General features: G+C 69.1%; 27 protein-coding genes. 13 read left to right on the top strand and 14 right to left on the bottom strand.

The annotated features are described in order from the left end of the window. Positions 1–16: 16 nt before the first annotated feature. Positions 17–460, bottom strand: a complete 444-nt coding sequence (locus tag QH470_RS34220) for a MarR family transcriptional regulator (protein ID WP_280276530.1) — start codon at positions 458–460, stop codon at positions 17–19. Further along, positions 450–1,826 (bottom strand): MFS transporter, encoded by a 1,377-nt coding sequence (locus QH470_RS34215; RefSeq protein WP_280276529.1) that lies wholly within the window; start codon positions 1,824–1,826, stop codon positions 450–452. The genes QH470_RS34220 and QH470_RS34215 overlap by 11 nt, the downstream gene beginning before the upstream one ends. 131 nt (positions 1,827–1,957) lie before the next feature. Here QH470_RS34215 and QH470_RS34210 point away from each other — a divergent pair, with 131 nt between their 5' ends. Further along, positions 1,958–2,431, top strand: a complete 474-nt coding sequence (locus QH470_RS34210) for a Dps family protein (protein ID WP_280276528.1) — start codon at positions 1,958–1,960, stop codon at positions 2,429–2,431. Positions 2,432–2,486: 55 nt separating this feature from the next. After that, positions 2,487–3,911, top strand: a complete 1,425-nt coding sequence (locus QH470_RS34205) for an amino acid permease (RefSeq protein ID WP_280276527.1) — start codon at positions 2,487–2,489, stop codon at positions 3,909–3,911. A gap of 19 nt (positions 3,912–3,930) precedes the next feature. On the opposite strand, the gene QH470_RS34200 is transcribed toward QH470_RS34205, so the two are convergent. Together QH470_RS34200 and QH470_RS34195 are read right to left on the bottom strand one after the other, a co-directional pair. Beyond that, positions 3,931–4,287 carry a hypothetical protein gene (locus QH470_RS34200; protein ID WP_280276526.1) on the bottom strand — a complete coding sequence of 119 codons (357 nt, stop codon included), beginning with the start codon at positions 4,285–4,287 and terminating at the stop codon, positions 3,931–3,933. A gap of 64 nt (positions 4,288–4,351) precedes the next feature. Next, positions 4,352–5,077 (bottom strand): SDR family oxidoreductase, encoded by a 726-nt coding sequence (locus tag QH470_RS34195; protein ID WP_280276525.1) that lies wholly within the window; start codon positions 5,075–5,077, stop codon positions 4,352–4,354. An 89-nt stretch (positions 5,078–5,166) separates the two neighbouring features. Between QH470_RS34195 and QH470_RS34190 the strand changes: the two genes are divergently transcribed. Both QH470_RS34190 and QH470_RS34185 read left to right on the top strand, forming a co-directional pair. Next, positions 5,167–5,577, top strand: coding sequence for a MarR family winged helix-turn-helix transcriptional regulator (locus QH470_RS34190; protein WP_280276524.1), 411 nt, complete (start codon positions 5,167–5,169; stop codon positions 5,575–5,577). A 61-nt stretch (positions 5,578–5,638) separates the two neighbouring features. Further along, positions 5,639–5,929, top strand: coding sequence for a hypothetical protein (locus tag QH470_RS34185; RefSeq protein WP_280276523.1), 291 nt, complete (start codon positions 5,639–5,641; stop codon positions 5,927–5,929). Here the strand turns inward: QH470_RS34185 and QH470_RS34180 are convergent. Further along, the gene (locus QH470_RS34180) at positions 5,866–6,699 is read right to left on the bottom strand and encodes a TetR/AcrR family transcriptional regulator (protein ID WP_280276522.1); all 834 of its coding nucleotides are present in this window, start codon (positions 6,697–6,699) and stop codon (positions 5,866–5,868) included. The genes QH470_RS34185 and QH470_RS34180 overlap by 64 nt on opposite strands. Positions 6,700–6,799: 100 nt before the next feature. Here QH470_RS34180 and QH470_RS34175 point away from each other — a divergent pair, with 100 nt between their 5' ends. Both QH470_RS34175 and QH470_RS34170 read left to right on the top strand, forming a co-directional pair. Continuing rightward, the gene (locus QH470_RS34175) at positions 6,800–7,972 is read left to right on the top strand and encodes a DUF418 domain-containing protein (protein ID WP_280276521.1); all 1,173 of its coding nucleotides are present in this window, start codon (positions 6,800–6,802) and stop codon (positions 7,970–7,972) included. 144 nt (positions 7,973–8,116) lie between these two features. Then, positions 8,117–9,016: a class I SAM-dependent methyltransferase gene (locus tag QH470_RS34170; protein WP_280276520.1), complete on the top strand. Its 900-nt coding sequence runs from the start codon at positions 8,117–8,119 to the stop codon at positions 9,014–9,016. Positions 9,017–9,028: 12 nt separating this feature from the next. Here the strand turns inward: QH470_RS34170 and QH470_RS34165 are convergent, their stop codons facing one another. Further along, positions 9,029–9,310, bottom strand: coding sequence for a hypothetical protein (locus QH470_RS34165; RefSeq protein ID WP_280276519.1), 282 nt, complete (start codon positions 9,308–9,310; stop codon positions 9,029–9,031). Between the two features lie 116 nt (positions 9,311–9,426). Beyond that, a complete protein-coding gene (locus QH470_RS34160; RefSeq protein ID WP_280276518.1) occupies positions 9,427–9,624 on the bottom strand; it encodes a hypothetical protein in 198 nt (65 codons plus the stop codon). A gap of 486 nt (positions 9,625–10,110) precedes the next feature. Here QH470_RS34160 and QH470_RS34155 point away from each other — a divergent pair, with 486 nt between their 5' ends. Together QH470_RS34155 and QH470_RS34150 are read left to right on the top strand one after the other, a co-directional pair. Then, the gene (locus QH470_RS34155) at positions 10,111–10,344 is read left to right on the top strand and encodes a DUF397 domain-containing protein (protein WP_280276517.1); all 234 of its coding nucleotides are present in this window, start codon (positions 10,111–10,113) and stop codon (positions 10,342–10,344) included. Positions 10,345–10,434: 90 nt separating this feature from the next. After that, positions 10,435–11,322, top strand: a complete 888-nt coding sequence (locus tag QH470_RS34150; protein WP_280276516.1) for a helix-turn-helix domain-containing protein — start codon at positions 10,435–10,437, stop codon at positions 11,320–11,322. A gap of 17 nt (positions 11,323–11,339) precedes the next feature. On the opposite strand, the gene QH470_RS34145 is transcribed toward QH470_RS34150, so the two are convergent. Beyond that, positions 11,340–11,591 (bottom strand): hypothetical protein, encoded by a 252-nt coding sequence (locus tag QH470_RS34145; RefSeq protein ID WP_280276515.1) that lies wholly within the window; start codon positions 11,589–11,591, stop codon positions 11,340–11,342. Between the two features lie 473 nt (positions 11,592–12,064). Here QH470_RS34145 and QH470_RS34140 point away from each other — a divergent pair, with 473 nt between their 5' ends. Continuing rightward, positions 12,065–12,586: a DUF4142 domain-containing protein gene (locus QH470_RS34140; protein WP_280276514.1), complete on the top strand. Its 522-nt coding sequence runs from the start codon at positions 12,065–12,067 to the stop codon at positions 12,584–12,586. An 87-nt stretch (positions 12,587–12,673) separates the two neighbouring features. Here QH470_RS34140 and QH470_RS34135 read toward each other — a convergent pair whose 3' ends face one another. Together QH470_RS34135 and QH470_RS34130 are read right to left on the bottom strand one after the other, a co-directional pair. After that, the gene (locus QH470_RS34135) at positions 12,674–13,018 is read right to left on the bottom strand and encodes a hypothetical protein (RefSeq protein WP_280276513.1); all 345 of its coding nucleotides are present in this window, start codon (positions 13,016–13,018) and stop codon (positions 12,674–12,676) included. After that, the gene (locus tag QH470_RS34130; protein WP_280276512.1) at positions 13,018–14,046 is read right to left on the bottom strand and encodes a glycosyltransferase; all 1,029 of its coding nucleotides are present in this window, start codon (positions 14,044–14,046) and stop codon (positions 13,018–13,020) included. Before QH470_RS34130 ends, QH470_RS34135 begins: the two co-directional genes overlap by 1 nt. Positions 14,047–14,158: 112 nt before the next feature. Here QH470_RS34130 and QH470_RS34125 point away from each other — a divergent pair, with 112 nt between their 5' ends. Then, positions 14,159–14,575 (top strand): CBS domain-containing protein, encoded by a 417-nt coding sequence (locus tag QH470_RS34125; RefSeq protein ID WP_280276511.1) that lies wholly within the window; start codon positions 14,159–14,161, stop codon positions 14,573–14,575. A 12-nt stretch (positions 14,576–14,587) separates the two neighbouring features. Here QH470_RS34125 and QH470_RS34120 read toward each other — a convergent pair whose 3' ends face one another. From QH470_RS34120 to QH470_RS34110, 3 genes are read right to left on the bottom strand one after another with little or no spacing between them, the layout of a single operon-like run. Then, the gene (locus tag QH470_RS34120) at positions 14,588–15,355 is read right to left on the bottom strand and encodes a metallophosphoesterase family protein (RefSeq protein WP_280276510.1); all 768 of its coding nucleotides are present in this window, start codon (positions 15,353–15,355) and stop codon (positions 14,588–14,590) included. A gap of 27 nt (positions 15,356–15,382) precedes the next feature. Further along, positions 15,383–16,201, bottom strand: coding sequence for a BON domain-containing protein (locus tag QH470_RS34115; RefSeq protein ID WP_280276550.1), 819 nt, complete (start codon positions 16,199–16,201; stop codon positions 15,383–15,385). A 34-nt stretch (positions 16,202–16,235) separates the two neighbouring features. After that, on the bottom strand, positions 16,236–17,732 hold the full coding sequence (locus tag QH470_RS34110; protein WP_280276509.1) for an FAD-dependent oxidoreductase: 1,497 nt from the start codon (positions 17,730–17,732) through the stop codon (positions 16,236–16,238). Between the two features lie 132 nt (positions 17,733–17,864). Between QH470_RS34110 and QH470_RS34105 the strand changes: the two genes are divergently transcribed. The 3 genes from QH470_RS34105 (at position 17,865) to mbp1 (ending at position 19,188) form a co-directional block, all read left to right on the top strand. After that, complete coding sequence (locus tag QH470_RS34105; RefSeq protein WP_280276508.1) at positions 17,865–18,302, top strand: ChaB family protein; 438 nt, start codon at positions 17,865–17,867, stop codon at positions 18,300–18,302. Further along, positions 18,299–18,838, top strand: a complete 540-nt coding sequence (locus QH470_RS34100; protein WP_280276507.1) for a DUF6328 family protein — start codon at positions 18,299–18,301, stop codon at positions 18,836–18,838. Before QH470_RS34105 ends, QH470_RS34100 begins: the two co-directional genes overlap by 4 nt. 98 nt (positions 18,839–18,936) lie before the next feature. Beyond that, positions 18,937–19,188 carry a microaggregate-binding protein 1 gene (gene mbp1, locus QH470_RS34095; RefSeq protein WP_280276549.1) on the top strand — a complete coding sequence of 84 codons (252 nt, stop codon included), beginning with the start codon at positions 18,937–18,939 and terminating at the stop codon, positions 19,186–19,188. Positions 19,189–19,300: 112 nt separating this feature from the next. On the opposite strand, the gene QH470_RS34090 is transcribed toward mbp1, so the two are convergent. After that, on the bottom strand, positions 19,301–20,012 hold a 712-nt coding region (locus QH470_RS34090; RefSeq protein WP_280276506.1), incomplete at its 5' end, for a PfkB family carbohydrate kinase.

Genomic DNA, 20,012 nt, shown 5'->3' with positions numbered 1-20,012 from the left:
CGTTCTCGCCGATCGGTCAGTGCTCCAGGCGGCGCAGGAGATCGCGCAGCGTGCGCAGTTCGTCGGGGGACAGGGCGGCCAGAGAATCCGGGGCGGGGTCTGGGGTCGCCAGGGCGTCGGCGAGGACCGCCAGGCCGGATTCGGTGGCGGACACCAGCTTCGAGCGCCGGTCGGCCGGGTCGGTCTGGCGCATCACCAGGCCGCGTTCCTCGAGGTCGTTGATGGTGACGGTGGTCGCGGGGGCGTCCATGGTCGCCGCGCGGGCCAGGTCCTTGAGCGTCATCGGGCCCTGCCGCAGGCGGCGCAGGATCCGAATCCGGCTGAACGGCATGCCCGTTCGCTCCACGACCGCCCGCTTCCACTGATCGCGAGTGTCCGTGACCAGGTGGGTGAGCAACCGCCAGACCTCGTCCGGGGTGGCCGGGGGTTCCGGTGGCGCGGTGTGGACTTCATCGGACACTGGCGGGGACCTTCTCCTCGAGCAACGGTGCGACCCGGTCGCGGGAGCGCTCCGCCCACCGGGTGTTGGCGGCCACGCCCAGGCCGATGATGCTCGCGGCCAGCGCGGCCACCACCCACCACAGGCTCGCGCCGGTCAACAGGCCACACAATGCCACACCGATGCTGACCCCGACCTGCCGGCTGGTGGACGCCACCGCCGCGGCGGCGCCCGCGCGATCGTTGGGCATCCCGCTCACCGCGGCGGTCGTGATGGGCGCGTTCACCAGGCCGAAGCCGATGCCGAAGACGGCGAACATGACGATCAGCTGCCAGATCGCGGTATCGGCGTGCAGGGTCGTGAGCAGCACGGCGGCCAGCGCCATGAACGTCCCGGCCACGAGCAGCGACGGGCGGGTCCCGTACCGGCCGACCAGCCGCCCGGACAGCGGGGAACAGATCAGCACGCCGAGTGCCATCGGCAGATACAGCAGACCGGTGTGCACGGCCGAGAAGTGCCGTGTCCCTTGCAGATACAGCGAGGCGCTGAACAGGAACGCGCCCAGCCCGGCGAACGCGCACACCGCTGTCACGGTCGCCGAGGAGAACGGGACACTGCGGAAGAAACGCAGATCGATGAACGGCGACGGGTGTCGCGACTCGTGGAAGACGAACGCCGCCAACGCGATCCCGCTGACCACGAACACCAGCGGTTGCCGCTCGATGAGCCCGAACACGAGCGTGAACATCACCACGATCGCCAGCGCCTGGCCGATTCCGTCGATGCCGCGCACCGTCTTCGACTTCGACTCCGGCACGAAGATGGTCGTGAGTATCAGCGCGACCGCGCAGATGGGTAGGTTGATCCAGAACACCGACTGCCACCCGAGCGCGTCGATCAGCCCGCCGCCGACCATCGGGCCGAGTGCGGTCGAGATGCCGACCACCGCACCCCAGACACCCACCGCCCGCGCCCGCTCGACGCGGCCGGTGAACACCGTCGTGATGATGGACATCGCCACCGGGTTCAGCATCGAACCGCCGAGGGCCTGCACGAACCGGGCCCCGATCAGGATTTCGATGCTCGGCGCCAGGCTGCACAGCAGCGATCCCACGGCGAAGGTGACCAGGCCGAAGCGGAACACGCGCTTGCGGCCGAAGCGGTCGGCGGCGGCCCCGGACAGCATGAGCAGGCTGGCGAGGGTGAGCGTGTAGACGTCGACGATCCATTGCAGCCGAGACAGCGGCGCGTCCATATCGGTGCGGATGGTGGGGATCGCGACGTTGACGATCGTCGCGTCCATGGACGAGATCAGCAGGCTCAGGCAGCACGTGACCAGGACGATCGTCTTCCGGCGCGCGGCCAGCCCCTCGATAGTTGTAGGCACACAATGATTGTGTATTCACAATTATTCTTCGGCAACCCGTCCGGGCTGTGGCCTGGCTCACCGCGACCGGTTGATCTCGCGCCGGGAGGGTAAGGCGGTCACAAGTGACCCACCGAGGAAGGAGTCATCCCGTGGCACAACCCATCACCACGACCCTCGACCCCGAACAGCAGCGCATCGCCGGCGAGGCGCTCAACGGCGCCGTCGTCGACCTGATCGATCTGACACTGATCGCGAAACAGGCGCACTGGAACGTGATCGGGGAGCGTTTCCGCACCGTGCACCTGGCGCTCGACGAACTGGTCGATGACGCCCGCGACTTCACCGACAAGGCCGCCGAGCGAGCCACCGCGATCGGCGTGAGCCCGGACGGCCGTGCCCGCACCGTCGCCGACTCCTCCGGCGCGAAGGGATTCCCGGGCGGTTGGCAGCGCGACGTCGATGTCACCGACGCCGTCATCGGGAACCTCGCCGCCGTGGTCCAGCGGATGCGCGGCCGCATCGAGGCGACCGAGAAGGCCGATCCGGTCACCCAGGATCTGTTCATCGAGATCACCGCGCGGCTCGAGCAATTGCACTGGATGTGGGAGGCCCAGCAGGGCTGAGGCGCTTCGCGGCTCGGCCGCGCGCGTCGCGCGGGAGCGCGGTAGCGTGCCGACCATGACGACCGACCGCACTTCGGCGGCGCCCGGCGCGCCACCGCTCGCGACCGCGAGTGACGAAGAAGGCTACAAGCGCGGACTGAACCCGCGCACCATCCAGATGATCGCCATCGGCGGCGCGATCGGCACCGGTCTGTTCTACGGCGCGGGCGGTGCCATCGAACAGGCGGGGCCGGCACTGATCCTGTGCTATCTCGCCGCCGGTCTGGCGATCTTCGTGATCATGCGCGCCCTCGGCGAATTGCTGACCTACCGCCCGGTCTCGGGCAGCTTCGCGGAGTACGCCAACGAATTCCTGGGCCGCTTCGCCGGTTTCGTGACCGGCTGGACCTATTGGGCCGTGTGGGTGGCGACCTGCATGGCCGAAATTACCGTTGCCGGTAAATACGTGAAGTACTGGTTCGCGATCCCGGAATGGGTGACCGCGCTGGTCGTGCTCGGCGTGCTGTTCGCGGCGAACTTGATCTCGGTAAAGCTTTTCGGTGAGGGCGAGTTCTGGTTTTCCGCGATCAAGGTGACCGCCATCGTGGGCATGATCCTGATCGGCATCGGCGTACTCGTCTTCGGTTTCGGGCATACCGACCATTCCACGGTGACCAATCTCTGGTCGGCGGGCGGTGTCTTCCCGAACGGCGTCGATCAGGCCATGCTGGCATTGCAGATCGTGGTGTTCGCCTATGTCGGCGTGGAATTGGTGGGCGTGACCGCGGGCGAGGCCGCGGATCCGCGGCGCACGCTGCGCAAGGCGATCAATACGCTGCCGCTGCGCATCGGCCTGTTCTACGTCGGGGCGCTGATCATCATCATGTCGGTGGTGAGCTGGACCGAATTCCACAGCGGCCGTAGTCCGTTCGTCGAGGTGTTCGCGCAGATCGGCATTCCCGGCGCCGCGGGCCTGATCAACTTCGTGCTGCTGACGGCGGCGCTGTCCTCGTGCAATTCGGGGATCTACTCCACCGGCCGCATGCTGCGCAGCCTGTCGCTGCGCGAGGAGGCGCCGAGCGCGCTGTCGGGGTTGAGCCGCCGCCAGGTGCCGTACGCGGGGATCGTGGTGTCGGCCGCGATGATGGTGATCGGCGTGGTCGTGAATGTGATCTCGCCGGACAAGGCGTTCAACTACATCACCTCGGTCAGCACCATGGGCATCATCTTCGTGTGGGGCATGATCCTGGTCTGCCACCTGCTCTATCGCGCCAAGGTCCGCCGCGGGGAACTCCCGGCCAGCGACTACCGGCTGCCTGGCGCCCCCGTGACCAGCGTGCTGGCCCTGGCGTTCCTGGGGCTCGTGGTGGTGCTGCTGTTCTTCACCGACAGCGGGCGCACGGCGCTGGTCGTCGGTCTGGTGTGGGCGGTCCTGGTGTGCGCCGGATACCCGCTCGTGAATCGCCTGGTGCGCCGCCGCGAAACCGTCGCGTCGGCCTGACTCGGTGCGGGGCACCGGATCAACGGCCGATCGTGCTCGCGCCGATGCCCAGGAAGACGAGTGTCACCGTCATGAGGAACCACCCGGCGCCCTGCCAGATCGGCCAGGCCCGGTGTCGTTTCCACACCCGGTAGGTCTGCACGAACGCGCCGAGCGTCCCGAGCACCAGCACGATGCCGGGTGCGGCGATCATGGTTCCGCGCGCGGTGGTATCGCAGAAGGCCGTGTCCGCGTCGGCGCACGGTTCGCGGCGCGCGGCCCACTGCACGACGGCCACGCAGACCAGCGCCGTCACGACGAGGACGGTCGCCACATATCCGGCGGCCCGGCGGTACATCCCGGGGTCGTGCCACCGCTTCTCGACATCGTCGACCATCCGAACCACCTCCTCACGCAGCGACTACCCGCTGAATCCACCCGTACCCCTCGGGTCTGTGTCGTCAGAACGATCCGCCGCCCGCGCGCAGTTGCTGGCCGGTGATCCAGGCGCCGTCGGGGGAGGCGAGGAAGCCGACCACGGCGGCGATGTCGGCGGGTTCGCCGATCCGCCGCAGCGGCGTCTGCGCGGCCAGTTGCGCGAGCCGGTCGTCGTCGACGTTGGCGAGCAGGGCGTCGGTGCGGGTGGCGCCGGGCAGGACACTGTTGACGGTGATGCCGCGCTCGCCGAGTTCGACGGCGGCGATGCGGACCAGCTGTTCGGTCGCCGCCTTGCTCGCCGAGTAGAGCGCGGCGCCGGGCCGCGCGGTGACCGTGGTGCCACTCGAGATCACGACCACTCGGCCCCCGTCGCGGAGCCGGCGGGCCGCCTCGCGCATCGCCAGGAACGTGCCGCGGGCGTTGACGGTGAACAGCAGATCGAAGTCCGCGTCGGGCGCGTCCGCGAGCGGTGCGAACCGCGCGATACCGGCATTGGCGACCAGGACGTCCAGCCCGCCGAAGTGCTGCTCCGCGGTGTCGAACAGCTGTCGGAGCTGCTCGGGGTCGGCCGCGTCGCCCGGCGCGGCCACCGCTCGGCCGCCCGCTGCCCGCACCTCGCTCACCACTTCGGCCGCGGCCGCGGCATTCTCGCGATAGTTGATCACGACGTCCGCGCCGTCCGCGGCGAGTCGCCGGGAAATGGCCCGGCCGATGCCACGCGAGCCCCCGGTCACCAGTGCGACTGTCATACACCCTCCGTAATAAGAGATCATGGATAGTCGAGATGCTCGACCAATTGGTCGATGATGTCAACTGTCGATGTACTACACTGACCGGCGTGAGCGGCGCGAGAACCGATCTGATGACGGCGGTGATGACACTGCATCGCGAGACCGCGGCGCTGTACGCCGAGATCGCGCGGCGGTTCGAACTCACCAGCCAGCAAACGCAGGTGCTCTGCCTGCTGGACCGGCATCATCCGTCGTTCGGCGAGCTGGCGACGCTGCTGGGCTGCGACAAGACCAACGTGACCGGCGTGGTCGACCGTTTGCAGCGGCGCGGTCTGCTGGCACGCGAACCCGACGCGCAGGACCGTCGAATCACCCGGATCGTGCTCACTCCGGCCGGGACCGAGTTGCGCGGCGAGGTGCGAAAGGCATTGTCGGCGGCGATCGCGGAGCGCTTCCCCGCTGTGGTCGCCGCGGATCCGAACCGGTTCGCCCCCTTGGCCGACCTCTTGGGTGGCTGATTCCCCGGTCGAGTCACGGTTCCGGGCGATGCGGGGCTATATGTATACGTATACTAGGCCCATGTTCGATCCTCTCAGTCTCATCGTGGGCGCCGGTCTGGTCGGTGTCGGCTGGGCCTGTGGTCGTCTCGGCGGGCGGCGGACCCGGGCGGAGCGCAAGCATTCCGTGCTCTGCGGTTGCGGCCACGACCTGGCCATGCACGACCGCGAGTCCGGCACCTGCCACGCCGAGACCTTCCGCAAGAACGGCTACGGCATGCGCGAGTGGGCCACCTGCACGTGCCGGCGCTATACCGGGCCGACCCCGCTCGAGGACGTGTTCGCCCCGCCGATCATGCCGCCCTCGTCCTGAGCGCGGGCCAGCGCCGCCGCGATACCGTCGAGGACGACGTCCAGGCCGAAGCGGAAGTCCTCGGCGGCGATGTCCCGGCCCGGCGCGGCGGGTTCCGGAAAGGGCGCTGCGGCAAATAGTTTCGCGGCGTACGGGTAGCGGTCCGGGTCGACCAGCCGGGCGAGTGTGGCGCCGTATTCGAATTCGACCGCGGCCTGGTCGCGTTCGCCGCGTCCGGCGCGCATCTGCTGCTCCTGGAGGCAGGCCTGGCGGACATAGCCGTCGAGCGGCATCAGCAGGGCCAGCTTGGTGACCTCGGCCAGTGTCGTGCCGCGCAGCGCGCGCAACTGTACGTCGACCCAGCCGATCGAGTGGGGGCCGCGCGGCGGTCCGCTGAGCGGCACGTGCAGCAGCCAGCCGCGCCGGGCATAGCATTCGCGCAGGGCGAGCGCGCACTCGGTGAGCGCGGCCCGCCAGTGCCGGGGCGGATGATGGATGTCCGGGGGCGCGCCGACGGCCCGGTCCGCCATCAGCTCCAGCAGACGATCCTTCGAGCCGACGTGGCGGTAGAGCGCCATCTTGGTGAAACCCAGTGCCCGCGCGACCTTTTCGAGCGTCACCGCGGCGAGCCCCTGCCGATCGGCCAGCTCGATCGCGGCCGCGACGACGGTCTCCACATCCAGCGTGGGCGGACGGCCCTGCCGGTGCGGGACGGGCAACCGCCACAGCCGCGCCAGCTCGGCGGGGACGGCCGCGGCGTCGGACTCGCTCGGTTCTTCACCTCCTGGCATGAATCCATCCTGGCACCGATCGTGTCCTCAAGATAGTATCCATCAGAAAGTATCTATTGGATATTAACTCTCGCGACTGTGGTCGCCGGGGAGGGAAAACATGCCCCACCAGCGCATTCACGATGTCGACGCGCTGCGCGGATTCGCGTTGCTCGGCATCTTCCTCGTCAATATCACGTTCATGGCCTCGGCCTATCCCGGCAATCTCGTCACCGATCCGGCCTACTCCGGCGTGCTGGACGACGCCGTGCGGATGGGACTCGAAGCGCTGGTGAGCATGAAGTTCTACCTGCTGTTCTCGTTCCTGTTCGGCTATAGCTTCACCTTGCAGATGGACGCCGCCGAACGGGCCGAGGCGGCCTTCGTGCCGCGCATGCTGCGCCGCATCGCCGGTCTGTTCGTGTTCGGGGTGCTGCACACCGTGTTCCTCTACGGCGGCGACATCCTCACCACCTACGCCGTGGCCTGCCTGTTCCTGTTGTGGCTGCGGGGTATTCGGGACCGGACGGCGCTGCAGACAGCGGGCTGGATCTATGCCGTCGTGCTGGTGTCCACCATCGCCGCCGGTCTGTTCGTCGACACCGCGTCGTTCTTCCCGGCCGCCGAACAGGCCCGGGCCACCGCCGCCGAGCAGACCGCGGCGATGCTGGGCGGCTGGGGCGACATCCTCGGTCAGCATCTGTCGGGCCTGAGTCTGCTGGTGGTGCAGGCACTCTCGTTGCAGGGCCCGACCGCGCTGGCGATGTTCCTGCTCGGCATGGTCGCCGGTCGGCGCGGACTGCTGGCCCGCGTTCGCGGCGACGAGACGATGCTGCGCCGGATGCAGTGGTTCGGTTTCCCGCTCGGCCTGGCCGGTGGGCTGGTCTACGCCTGGGGCGGCGGTCCGTCGAATACCCTTGCGGCAGCGGCGGGCATCGCCAGCGCGCCCCTGCTGTCCGCGGCGTACGTGGCGACGCTACTGCGGCTGATGCATCACCCCCGGACCGCCTGGCTGCGCGGCGCACTGGCACCGGCGGGCCGCATCGCCCTGACCAACTACCTGGCCCAATCCGTCGTCGGCCTGCTGTTGTTCACCGGAATCGGCTTGGGCGCAGCGGGTTCGGTCTCCCCGGCGGGCCTGGTCGCGATCGCCGTCACGGTCTTCTGCGCCCAACTGGCCCTGAGCGCCCTGTGGCTCCGCCGTTTCCGCTACGGCCCCGCCGAGTGGATCCTGCGCCGCATCACCCTCGGCCGTCCGTTCGCGCGCCGGGACGCCGCTCCAGTGAGGGCGTGAGTCGGCCGGAAACCCATTGCCGCACGGCATATGGCCTGGTGCGGGGCGAAAGGGGCTGGGGTGTAGCGGTATTGGAGGGCCTTGTCAGTGGTGGAGTGTGGCGTCCGGATGCCGGCGGGGCCGTCGCCGGGTAGGTTGTCGACCATGCGTACCGAGGGAGATACGTGGGACATCAAGACCGGTGTCGGTTCGACGGCGCTGTTCGTGGCCGCCGCGCGCGCCCTGGCGGGTGACGAGCCGGGAGCCTTGGCGGAGGATCCCTTCGCCGAGGACTTCCTGCGTGCCGCGGGTGCCGAGTGGTCGGCGCTGCTCGACGGCGACGTGCCCGGACACCCGCTCACCGAGACCGAGTTCGGCAAGGATTTCCAGGAATTCCAGGCCGCCCGCACCAAATATTTCGACGACTACTCCCGTACGGCCGGCGCGGCCGGTATCCGGCAGGTCGTGATCGTGGCCGCGGGTCTGGACGCCCGCGCCTACCGGCTGCCCTGGCCCGACGGCACCGTCGTGTACGAACTGGACCGGCCGCCCGTGCTGGACTTCAAGCGCGAGGTGCTCGCGGGTAACGGCGACGAACCGCGGGCCGAGCGCCGCGAGGTCGCGGTGGACCTGCGCGACGATTGGCCACAGGCGCTGCGCGCCAACGGGTTCGACCCCTCGACGCCTACGGCCTGGCTGGTCGAGGGACTGCTCGTCTATCTGCCCGCTGATGCGACGGAACAGCTGTTCGACACCATTCATTCGCTCAGCGCGCCCGGCAGCCGGGTCGCCGTCGAGCAGATGGACCCGCTGTCCGAGTCGGCCGCCGCCGCGTTCACCGAGCACTCCGACGAGACCGAGCACGGCCGCAACGAGTGGATCCGACTGATCTACAACGAACAGCGCAGCGAGGCGGCCGGTTGGTTCGGTGCGCGCGGCTGGACCGCCGAGCGCGTCGACGTCCCGGATTACCTGCGCGCCAACGGACGTCCGGTGCCCGGTCTGCAGCCGGCCGACGGGCTGGTGTCGACTCTGGTCAGCCTGGTCACCGCCGTACGGTCCTGACCGCGCAGTCGGTCACGTCCCGATGACCGTATTCATGATGGTGCCGGCGCTGGTGGCCAGCACACCGCCGATCAAGGCGCCGGCCACCATCTTCGGCGATTGCAGCGCGCCGCCGTTCCATTTCTCCCAGGCGAATCTGCCACCGGCATAGATGATCGCCGTGGTTCCGGACAGCAGCACGAACCAGGTGAAGTACCGGACCAGCTTCAAGATCTTGTCGGCGGCCGGCGGCGTCTCCGGCGTCGGGTTGGTTACCTGCGCCAGGATGAATTCGTTTGCGGCATGGACGATCATGATGAACTCGTTCCGCGCGACTACAGTCCTCTACTCCATGGTAGATACCCGGCCTGAGCCGGAATCCGCACGGAAGCGTTGCCCGCGCGCGGAATTGACGTTCAGCAGCCTTGACGCTACTCGTCGTCCAGGCCGGCGGAGAGGTATGCCGCCGCCGCGACCCACTGCCGGCACCCGACATGGCGATCGTGTGCGCGCAGAATCGTGCGGGCGCGGCGATAGGTGAGGTTGTGGGGTTCGTCGGCGCAGTCGTCGGAGAGATCGGCGCCCGCGGCGGAACTCCGGGTAGCGGAATGCTGCAACGTGTGAGTCATGGGATGCCTTCGGCCGTTCGCGGAGGGTAGAACTGGCGACGCTGGCGATGCTGGCGCGGGGCTTCCACACGATCCGGCGCGGTCCGGGCCATCCTCGTCGAGAGGAAGTCTATGCGGCTGCGACAGACAGATGCAAGTACATCTGCACAGTCGGCTCGCTGTGTCGAGGGCCTTTCTTCCCCGGTCCGCATACCACGGGCCACTGGTCTCGCGAGCGCATTCCCGGTGATCGATTTCGGGCATAACCGACCGGTCGGAACAATGATTTCCGCAGTTCACCGCATATCCGCACCGGTCGACGGGTCAAGATCAAAGTCCTTGCCGCTCTTGCTGTTCGGGTCCGTCGCAAAGTCTCGATCGTCGGCAACTGGCGTGCTATCGTCTGAGTGTCGGTTTCAACTGTAAGAACATTTGCGCGAACATATGCAAACACCGACCCCGCCGCACCTGGCGGCGGAGTCAGCGACACCGAGCAGGGAGACAGCAATGACCGATACGACGGCGATGGGCGTTGGTCGCCCATCCGATCTGAGTTGGCGCAAGAGCACGTTCAGCAACCCGAGCGGAAACTGCGTCGAAGTGGCCGATCTCGCGAACGGTCTGGTCGCCGTTCGCAATTCACGGGACCCCGAAGGCGCAGTTCTGGTCTATACGCGCCCGGAAATCGATGCGTTCCTGGGCGGCGCGAAGAGTGGGGAATTCGACGACCTGGCGAGCTGAGCGGTAACATTGGCAACCGGCGCGGTGCGGTCTGCGACGGGTTGGTTGTGACCTCACTGCCGATGATCGTCGAGCATCGGAGTAGGACTCATGATCGGTCAACCCGTCCGGATCGGCCACGCGGAATCGCTTGTCGCCGACCGTGGTCCGACCGCGCTGCGGATCGCGGTCGGTGGGCAGCTCCGCCGACTCCGCGAGGATGCCAATATCACCCGTGAGGCCGCGGGCGAGCACATTCGTGGCTCGCACGCCAAGATCAGCCGCTTGGAACTCGGGCGAACCGGGTTCAAGGAACGCGATATTCGGGATCTGCTGTCGCTCTACGGCGTCGACGATCCCGACCAGCGCGAGATGTTCCTCGAGCTGGTGCGCAACGCGAATCAGCCGGGCTGGTGGCATCGTTACAGCGACCTGCTGCCACCCTGGTTCGAGACCTACCTCGGCCTCGAACACGCGGCCAAGTCGATCAGAACCTTCGAGGGCCAACTGGTTCCGGGTCTGTTGCAGACCGAGGAGTACATGCGCGCGGTCGTCGCGCTCGGCCACGAGAACTCCGAGACGGCGCGGCGCGTGGAGTTGCGCAAGCGTCGCCAGCAGATCCTCGATCGGCGCGGCGGGCCCACCCTGTGGGCGGTGCTGGACGAGGCCGTCCTGCACCGGCCGATCGGCGGTAACGAGGTGCTGCGGGCGCAGATCGAGCATCTGATCGAGGTGTCGAACCGCCCGAACGTGACGATTCAGATCCTGCCGTATGCCGCCGGAGGCCATGCGGCGGCGGGCAGTTCGTTCACCATGCTCCGGTTCGCCGAGCCGGAATTGCCCGACATCATCTACATGGAGCAGCTGACCAGCGCCTTATACCTGGATCGGGCGCAGGACCTGGAACTCTATCGGCAGGTCATGGACCGGCTGAGCGTGCAGGCCGAGGCGCCGGCCCGGTCGCGCGTCGTGATGAAGGAAGCGGCCGCCTCGCTGTAGACGAGGCGGCTGTACCGTCACTGCCGGATGAAACTGGAAGCGATACGCCAGAACGCTTCCGGGTGCATCGAGTGGAAATCCCAATCGTTCACCTGTGCGTGCGCGGTGGCGACGATGCGGTCGATATCGAAGTCGTCACGCGTGGCCGCCCCGGTGGACTCGACCGCGTTGATGACGAATCGTGTCGCGGTTTCCCGCGAGTAGTTATGTTCCTCGGCCCGGCCTCTATCGATAAGTCCGAGTCGGCCGAGACCCATTGGCTGGTTCATTCGAGCCCCTGACGCCCGGCCGTGAGCTGAACCGATGGTGAGAATTGACCTCCGGTTCACCTGACGGCTCACTGGTAGTCCCCTGTACTGCCTTGCACGTCGAGTCTAAGTCGGTGTAGCGAGCATATGCAAGTACATCTGCAACATCGAATACACACTCGCAGAGCGCATTTCGAGTGCTGAGTAGTTGCTATTCGTTGCCGCGTCATCAGTTGGATGGAAAATTCGCAACTTTGTGACGGAGTTTACCGGCCTGCTATACGCGAGCTGGATAGCGGCGATGACGCCCGGCGGGTCCGCGTGCGAGGTGGTCGTGCCGATCTTGGTGTCCGGTTCCAAGTATTTGCGGACCTACCCGGAACCCGCCCGCGGCCGGGCGAATTCACCGAATTTTTCCCGGCGAGCCGCGCGTATCGGCGACGATCCTGGGCAATCGCGAAGCGGGGGAACCCGTTTCGACACAAGGAGGTAGCATGCCAACGCTGCGACGAGCCCTGATCGCGGGAGTGTCGGTGCTGGCCGCCGGCTTCGGCGCCGCGGGAGCGGCGCACGCGGAAGCCGCGCTGGCGCAACCGGACCGAGACTTTCTGATCGCGGCGCATCAGAGTCATCTGACCGAGATCGCCGCAGGCGGGCGCGCCACCGCGATGTCGTCGTGCCCCGCCGTGCGGGAACTGGCGCCCGCCCTGGTCGCCGACCATATGCGACTCGACCAGATGGTGACCGCGACGGCCGCGCGCAACGGTGTGGCGCTCCCGGCGCTGCCGAATTCCGCTCAGACGCAATCGCTCGCGGACACCGCTCCGCGGACCGGCCGCGATTTCGACATCGCGTGGTTGCGGATGCAGGAGCAGGGCCACCTCGCCGCCTTGCAGAACGGACAGCAGGAGCTCGCGGCGGGCGGGGCGCCGGACGTGCGTGGGGTGGCGGAGCAGGCCACGCCCCTCGTGGAAGAACACCTGACCGAGGTGCGGGCGGCGCTCGCGAAGTGCTGAGCCGGCACGACGACGCGGACCGCGGGAACCACCGGCGGTCCGCGTCTGTTCGAGCGGCGTCGAGGCGAAAAGCGCTGTAGCGCAGCGTCAATGGCCGCCGGGATCGCGAAGCTGGTCGCCCGCGCGGGCACGGACGCGGCGGTGCTCCGCGGCGACCAGGGCGACGCCCGCAACCAGGCAGACCGCGGTGACCACCGCTCCCACCACGGCCCAGCCGCCGAAGCCGTAACCCGCGGCGGTGAGCGTGGCCGCCAGCGCGACGAGCCCGATGCCCAGCAGGGCCAGACCCGGCCAGTTGCGGGCGTCGGCGACCGACTCGCCGGCACGGGAACGACTGGTGCGCTTGGTGTCGGGGGAGTAGCGGCGTCGGCGGCCGGATCCGGGCGCGTCGGAAAAGGTGGCACCGGTCGGTTCTTTCGGAATGTGGGACATCAGCGCTGTCCTTCCTGTGCGAGGGTGGTGCGGTCGCCGGCCAGGCCGGACAGCAGTCGATCCCAGCGGCGGACGAATTCATCGATTCCGAAATTGGCCTGTGCCCACTGCCGCGCGGATTTGCCGGTGATCTCGGCGAAGACCGGTTCGGCGAGGAACTGGCGGATCGCCTCGGCGAGGATGTCGGGATCGGTGGACACCACGCCGGCGTCCGCGGGAATGGCCGTGGCGGTCTCGGTGGTGCCGACGGCCACGATGGGCATGCCGAGGTACATCGCCTCGATCACCGACACGCCCAGCGAGGTCCAGCGCGCGGTGTGCGCGTACACGCGGTGCCGCCCCAATTCCCGGTGCAGCGCAGGCTGTTCCAGCTCGCCCAGGCCGCACACCCGGCCGGTCGGCTGGCCCGCCGCCGCGCCCGCATCATCGGTGCCGGCACCGAAGACGTCGACCGGCGCCGCGGCGGACAGCGGGGCGAGCAGATCCGTTCCGGCGATGCGCCGGCGTCGTACCGGCTCGTTGACGATCGTGGCCACTCGCGCCAATTCCCCGGTGTACAGATGTCCGGGGTCGGGTACGCCGTGCGGGATCACCTCGATCGGGCAGCGGCCGTTGTCCCACATCAGCCGATTGAAGTGGGTGATGTGCACCAAGGGGATGTCGGTGCGATCGGCGAGCGGGTGGCGGGAGAGCGCGGCGTGCTCGGCGGGTGTGTTGTGCTCGACGTAGACCGCGGGGATCTCGGTGCCCGGCGCCCGCCCGAGCCACTCCCGCGCCAGGTCGAACTCGCCGGGGCGCTGGAGCACGACGACATCGACCTCGGCGGCGGCGAGATCCGCCGGCGCGACCTCGACCACGCGATCCGGCCACGCTCGCCCGCCGCGGCCCAGCGCCCATTCGCCCAGCGCGGGGTCCGTCGGCAGCAGATAGCGGTGCGGACCTTGTACGAAGGAGGTCGTCCAAGGTCCGTGGACGTGCCAGACCAGCACGTTCAGCGGCGCTACGGGTGGTTCGGCGGGAGCGCTCATATCGGCCGGGTGCCCGGCGACCGCGGGATGAAACCGTTCGGATGGTGTACGTGGGTGCAGGCCGGGTAGGCGGGGAACGAAGACGAGGTCCACTCGAGGCTAGGAGGTTCCGATGACCACCGCACGCGACCTCATGACGCCGGACGTGCAATGCGTCCGGTCCAGCGACACCGTGACCGAGGCGGCCCGCATGATGGCCGATCTGGATGTCGGTGCGCTGCCGATCTGCGGCGAGGACGGCCGGCTGAAGGGCATGCTGACCGACCGCGACATCGTGGTGAAGGTGATCGCCCGGCGCAAGGATCCGCTCGGGGTGGACGCCGGTGAACTCGCCGAGGGCACACCGATCGTGGTCCGCGCCGACGACGACGTGTCCGCGGTGTGCGCGGTGATGGCCGAGCGCCAGGTGCGCCGCGTGCCGGTGCTCGACGGCGACCGCTTGGTAGGCATCGTCGCGCAGGCCGATGTGGCACGCGCACTGGACAATCCGGAAGCCGGGAAGGTCGTCGCGGCGGTCTCGGAGGAGTGACGCCGCACGGCGTCAGGACCGGGCGCCCGCGGCTTCGGTCGTGAACCGCGATGCGGGAGTCTCGTCGCCGGGCACGGTCAGTTCGTAGACCGCGAAGGCGGCGTGGATGACCGGCTGGGCGACATTGCGCACCCGGACGCCGCCCGGCGTGGTGCCGCTCTCGCACCCGGCGTGCGCGTGGCCGTGCAGCGCCAGGTCCACGCCGCCCTCGTCGATCGCCTCCCCGAGCAGATACGAGCCGAGGAACGGGTAGATCTCGCGCGGCTCGCCGTGCAGCGTGTCGCTGACGGGGGAGTAGTGCGTGAGCGCCACCGTCACATCGGTGTCGAGCCCGCGCAGTGCCACCCGCAGCGAATCGGCGAGATCGACAGTGTGCGAGGCGAACTCGCGCATGATGCGTTCGCCGAAGACACTGGCGCACTTGCCCGCGAAGCCGCCGCCGAAGCCCTTGGTGCCCGCTACCCCCAGGGTGTGCCCGTCGATGGTGACGGTCGCGGCGGTGCCCTCGAGCACGCTGATGCCGTGCTCGGTGAGGAGCGTGCCGATCTCGCGCTGGGCATCGCTGTGATGGTCGTGGTTGCCGAGCACCGCGATCACCGGGACGCCCACATCCTGGAATTCCTCGGCGACGACCCGGGCCTCGTCGAGGGTGCCGTGCCGGGTGAGGTCCCCGGCGAGCAGCAGCACGTCGGCGCAGCGGGGAAGTTCGTCCAAGGCCGGGCGGAGCAGCCCGGCCGAGTCCGTACCGAGATGGACGTCGCCTACCGCGGCTATGCGCATGGTGAACCTCCTGTGGCCGAAGAGTTTTCAGTCCAGCTGCTCGCGACCGGTCGGGGCCGCGTGACTGGTGACGCGAACATCGTTGTGCACCCGGAGTTTCGGGACGTGCTCGTGGACGACCTCCCGCAGGTGCTCGCGGCACTGTGCGCTGGCGACTTCTCCGCTGAGTACCACCACGTCGCCTCGAATCGTCACCTGCACACCGAGTTCCGCGGTGCGCGGGTCCTCGGCGAAAGCGCGGCGCAGGTTCGCCACGAGGTATTGCGGCAACATGTCACTGTCCGGATCGGTCATCATGTCTCCTTTGTTGCTGACGCCCAGGTCGTCCAGCAGGCCGAGGAATGCCCGCGCGTACGGTGACATCTCGGTCTCCTCCCGGACCCGCGGCCAGTCCACCTGCTCGCGCAGCCCGCGGGCGATGCGCAGCAGTCCGGTGAGATCCAGTCGGTGCGGATCGAGCACCATGAGCTTGTCGACCATCAGATCGGTGCCGCTGACCACGGGCGCTGCGGTGGGACCGATCCGCATCCAGGTCGTCCGGCCGAGCAGCGCGTCGTTGACGGGGCGGTAGTTGGGCCGGAAGATCAAGTCCACCAGGGTGTCTCCATCGTATGCCTTGGTCAGCCAGTCTTCGGCCGGATCGACCGTACGCAGGCCCGCTTCGGTGAGCGCCCGGCAGGCGCGGCCGACGTCGGGGGGCTTGACGAAGATGTCGACATCGTGGTCCGACGGCGGTCCGCCGCGGGCATACACGGCACACCCGCCCGCGACCGCGAACGGGATCTCGGCTGCCAGCAGCGTGTTGACGACCCGGGTGAGGGTCCGCAACAGCTGCTCGATGGTCATGACCATGGTGGGGACCTACCCTGCGAGGTTCCGGCTAATCGTTGCCGCCGGTCGCCGGGTGCGTGGCCGGGCCCTCGAGCAGGGTGCCGTCGGCGGCGAAGCGGGAGCCGTGCAGCGGGCAGTCCCAGGTGTGCTCGGCGTCGTTCCAGGCGAGGATGCCGCCCAGGTGCGGGCAGACCGCCGAGATGCTGCGGGTCCGGCCGTCGACGGTACTGACCGCGGTGGGGGTGAGCCCGCGGCGCTCGACGCGGCCGGCGCCTTCCGGCGGCGGCCCCGGCTGGTCCTTCTTCGACGCCAGCGCGGTGGCCCAGCCGGCCGAAAGTTGTGCTCCCACAGCGCCGTTGTCGCGCAGCAGGGCGGGCAGCGCGGCCAGCTCACGCGGACTCCAGGTGGTGAACGCGTGCGCCCACGACGGGCGCTTGCCGACCACGCCGGCGGTGAGCACGTGCGCGGCCGCGACGGCGTTGGTCAGACCCCACTTGGCGTAACCGGTGGCGACCAGGATGCGATGGTTGCCCGGCAGGATGGGACCGGCGTAGGGCAGCTGGGCGCCGGCGCGGTAGTCCTGGGCCGACCAGCGGTACAGCGGTTCGGCGGAGGGGAACCAGGTGCGGGTCCAGTCGACCACGTCGTCGGCGTGCGCCCGGGCGGAACGGGTGCGGCCGACGGTGTGGCCGCTGCCGCCCACCAGCAGCAGGGTGCCCTCCGGCGTCGGCGCGTACCGCACCGAGCGGGTCGGGTCGTCGGCACTGAGGTACATGCCGCGGGGTATCGGCTCCGAGACGCGGAATGCGGCGGCGTAGGAACGCTGCGCGGTGACGCGGGCGAAGAAGCCGCCGCGGTCGAGAATCGGTGTGCCGGTGGCCAGTACGACGGTGCCGGCGGCGACATCGCCGTGGTCGGTGTGCAGGACGTGATCGGGTCCGGAATCCGAGGCTCGGCCTTGGACCCGGGTCTCCTCGAAGATCGGCACGCCGCGCGCGTCCAGGTCGGCGGCCAGCGCGTCGATCACCTCGATGGCGTCGAGCTGCGCCTGGTCGTCCAGCCGCACCGCGCCGTGGTTCGGGAACGGCACGTCCAGGTCGGTCGTGAAGGTGGTCGGCAGCCCGGCCTTGCGGGTGAGGTCCAGTTCGGCGCGGATCAGGTCGGTGCCGTCGGGGGTCTGGACGTAGGTGTACGCGGGTTCGCGCTGCACGGCGATGCCGTGGTCCTCGCAGTAGCGCAGCAGCCACTGCTGGGCCTCGCGATTGGCGGTCAGGTAGTCGTGCAGCAGGGCGATGCCGTGCTTGCGGCCGATCGAACTCGCGCGCGTGCCTTGCAGCAGGCTGATCTTGCCGGTGGTGTTCCCGGTGGTCACCGCGCCGAGGCGGCGGGCCTCCAGCACCGCGGCCGACACGCCCTGCTCGGCCAGCAGCAGCGCGGTGGTCAGGCCGGTGAGGCCGCCGCCGACCACCAGGACGTCGAAGCGGCGGCCCGGGGTGAGGGGTGGATGCGCCGGGGGACGGGTCTTGTGCAGCCAGATCGAAGTCATGCGTCCGGATAGCCGGGAGGTGCGGTCCGAAACGTCGCGGGCGGGTGGACCTGCGAATTGCCGATTGGCCGCCCGTGGTGCGGGTACGCGAACAATGCGACGCGGCCAGTCCTATCAGTGAAAGGGGCGATGATGCCGAAAACCGATCAGCGCGGCGCGCCCAAGGCCACCGAGTTGCCCAGCACGCTGCGCAAATCCGACGAACACGCACAGCGGATCTTTGCCGAGACGCATGATTCCGCGCTGCGCGAATACGGCAGCGAACAGCGGGCGCACCGGGTGGCGTACGCCGCCCTCAAGCATTCCTACGAGAAGGTCGGCGACCACTGGGAGGCGAAACAGCGCCGCGGCCCGTCCGACGAGCGCGCCGAGAGCGGCGGGCCGAACGCCTCCGGCCGCACGGCCGAGGGCGTGGATGCCAATGCCTCCAAGCGGCACCTGCTCGACATCGCCGGGCGGCTGGAGATCTCCGGCCGCTGGAAGATGACCAAGGACCAGCTGGTGGAGGCCATCGAGAGGTACAACCGCCGGGCGCGGTCCCGCGGTCGCGGAAAGCGAGCACCGGAGTGACCGCGGCCGGTGCCGCGGGCAGCGCACCGGCCGAACGGGATGGGACATGGGACTGGCAGGCGCGGCACGAAACACCCACACAGCGGCTGGATCGCAACTGGTCCACGCTCATTCAGGAGACCCGCGTCGTGCAGACCGGGGTGCAGCTGCTCACCGGCTTCTTGCTGACCCTGCCGTTCCAGTCCCGGTTCGAGGAATTGTTGTCGACGCCGATGCGGTGGCTGCACCTGGCCACCGTGGCGGCGTCGGTCGCTGCGACGGTCTTTCTGGTGGCGCCGGTGTCGGCGCATCGCATCCTGTTCCGGCGGCATCGGCTGGAGCGGGCGGTGACTTCGGCCCATCGGTTCGCGATCGCGGGGCTGGCGTTGCTCGGTCTGGCGTTGACGGGCGTCGCGATGCTGATCTTCGACGTGGTGGCGGGACTGCCCGCGGGTACGGCGGCGGGATCGGCGTTCGCGCTGCTGTTCGTGGTCGTCTGGGTGGTGCATCCGTGGCAGCAGCGCAGGCGGACCGGTCCGTCCGATACGGAGAGCTGATCGTGGGATGAATCACGCTGGTGCGCAGCGTGTTTCGTCCCGATGAGCCCGGGTAGGCCGAAAACGTCAGTGATACCGACATTCTGGAGGTGAATGTCATGTCCGAACACGACAAGGGTGGCGCTCAGGAAGGCATCGAGGGCGTCGTCGAGGGTGCCAAGGGTAAGGCCAAGGAGACCGCGGGCGCTCTGCTCGGCAACAACGAGCTGCGCGAGGAGGGGCGGTCCCAGCAGGATCGGGCCGACTCCCAGCGTGAGGCCGCCAAGCGCGAGGCGCAGGCGGAGAAGGAGCGCGCCAAGGCGGAGGCCGACGAGGAGCGCCAGCGCGCCTACCAGCGGGGTGACCGCTGACCCAGGTGTCTTCCGCCGCATACGACAGTTGCCCGGCCGACCGGCGGGGCAACTGTCCTGTTCGGGGCTGAAAGACTGTGCCGCACTGTGGTTTTCGAGAATCCGGCCCGGCTCAGGCGTGCTGTTGCAGATCACGTACCGGGGGAGTGCCGGAAACGGCTCCGGCCCAGACGAATTCGGCCGCGGACTCGACCGCGCGGCGCACGGCGTAGGCGAGGCCGTGACCGGTGTGCAGGGCCGTCGCGGCCGTGACGGCGAACATGTCGCCCGCGCCGTACGCGTCCGGGCTGCCGTGCACATACAGCTGTCGCGGCACCGGAATCGGGAAGTACGCGCGCGCACCGTGCCGGTAGAACACCGCGCCGTGCGCGCCGAGCGTCACCGCGACGGAACGAGATTCCCAGCGCCGCACCAGTTCCCGCGCCCGAGTGCCGGAATCGAACGGGCCGGGGACCAGTGCCGCGGCATAGGAACGGTCCGGCGTCGCCAGCGCCACGCCGGGAACCGGCGTGCTCCCGTACGGATGCGGGGACCAGGCGATCGGGACCTGCCGGGCCCGCTGGGCGAGCAGGGCGCGAAGTTCCGGATGCGCGGTGACGCCGCGCCCGTGATCGGCAACCAGGATCGCCCCCGCCGAGCGCAGGGCGGCGCGGGCCGAACCGGGCAGCGGATCGGCGCCCGCACGCCCGCTGCCCGAAAGAACCCGCGCCACCGCGGCGGGTGCTCGCGGGCGGGGCGCGGACGACTCCGCGGCCCCGTCCGAGGCGGTTCCGTCCGGTGCGGGCGTCGGCGTGGACGCGCCGAGCGCGCGGACCCGCTGTCGC

The sequence above is a fragment of the Nocardia wallacei genome, assembly GCF_029868745.1.
Classification (GTDB): domain Bacteria; phylum Actinomycetota; class Actinomycetes; order Mycobacteriales; family Mycobacteriaceae; genus Nocardia; species Nocardia wallacei_B.
Note: the sequence above shows the minus strand (reverse complement) of the source record. Positions and strands in the feature narration are given on the sequence as shown.

Excerpts from the sequence above, each read along its gene's own strand:
- QH470_RS34170 (WP_280276520.1), top strand. The coding sequence starts at position 8,117 with ATGCGTACCGAGGGAGATACGTGGGACATCAAGACCGGTGTCGGTTCG.
- QH470_RS34160 (WP_280276518.1), bottom strand. The coding sequence starts at position 9,624 with ATGACTCACACGTTGCAGCATTCCGCTACCCGGAGTTCCGCCGCGGGC.
- QH470_RS34145 (WP_280276515.1), bottom strand. The coding sequence starts at position 11,591 with ATGAACCAGCCAATGGGTCTCGGCCGACTCGGACTTATCGATAGAGGC.
- QH470_RS34200 (WP_280276526.1), bottom strand. The coding sequence starts at position 4,287 with ATGGTCGACGATGTCGAGAAGCGGTGGCACGACCCCGGGATGTACCGC.
- QH470_RS34125 (WP_280276511.1), top strand. The coding sequence starts at position 14,159 with ATGACCACCGCACGCGACCTCATGACGCCGGACGTGCAATGCGTCCGG.
- QH470_RS34135 (WP_280276513.1), bottom strand. The coding sequence starts at position 13,018 with ATGTCCCACATTCCGAAAGAACCGACCGGTGCCACCTTTTCCGACGCG.
- QH470_RS34205 (WP_280276527.1), top strand. The coding sequence starts at position 2,487 with ATGACGACCGACCGCACTTCGGCGGCGCCCGGCGCGCCACCGCTCGCG.
- QH470_RS34165 (WP_280276519.1), bottom strand. The coding sequence starts at position 9,310 with ATGATCGTCCATGCCGCAAACGAATTCATCCTGGCGCAGGTAACCAAC.
- QH470_RS34195 (WP_280276525.1), bottom strand. The coding sequence starts at position 5,077 with ATGACAGTCGCACTGGTGACCGGGGGCTCGCGTGGCATCGGCCGGGCC.
- QH470_RS34185 (WP_280276523.1), top strand. The coding sequence starts at position 5,639 with ATGTTCGATCCTCTCAGTCTCATCGTGGGCGCCGGTCTGGTCGGTGTC.
- QH470_RS34120 (WP_280276510.1), bottom strand. The coding sequence starts at position 15,355 with ATGCGCATAGCCGCGGTAGGCGACGTCCATCTCGGTACGGACTCGGCC.
- QH470_RS34105 (WP_280276508.1), top strand. The coding sequence starts at position 17,865 with ATGCCGAAAACCGATCAGCGCGGCGCGCCCAAGGCCACCGAGTTGCCC.
- QH470_RS34110 (WP_280276509.1), bottom strand. The coding sequence starts at position 17,732 with ATGACTTCGATCTGGCTGCACAAGACCCGTCCCCCGGCGCATCCACCC.
- QH470_RS34175 (WP_280276521.1), top strand. The coding sequence starts at position 6,800 with ATGCCCCACCAGCGCATTCACGATGTCGACGCGCTGCGCGGATTCGCG.
- QH470_RS34180 (WP_280276522.1), bottom strand. The coding sequence starts at position 6,699 with ATGCCAGGAGGTGAAGAACCGAGCGAGTCCGACGCCGCGGCCGTCCCC.
- mbp1 (WP_280276549.1), top strand. The coding sequence starts at position 18,937 with ATGTCCGAACACGACAAGGGTGGCGCTCAGGAAGGCATCGAGGGCGTC.
- QH470_RS34155 (WP_280276517.1), top strand. The coding sequence starts at position 10,111 with ATGACCGATACGACGGCGATGGGCGTTGGTCGCCCATCCGATCTGAGT.
- QH470_RS34150 (WP_280276516.1), top strand. The coding sequence starts at position 10,435 with ATGATCGGTCAACCCGTCCGGATCGGCCACGCGGAATCGCTTGTCGCC.
- QH470_RS34115 (WP_280276550.1), bottom strand. The coding sequence starts at position 16,201 with ATGACCATCGAGCAGCTGTTGCGGACCCTCACCCGGGTCGTCAACACG.
- QH470_RS34130 (WP_280276512.1), bottom strand. The coding sequence starts at position 14,046 with ATGAGCGCTCCCGCCGAACCACCCGTAGCGCCGCTGAACGTGCTGGTC.
- QH470_RS34140 (WP_280276514.1), top strand. The coding sequence starts at position 12,065 with ATGCCAACGCTGCGACGAGCCCTGATCGCGGGAGTGTCGGTGCTGGCC.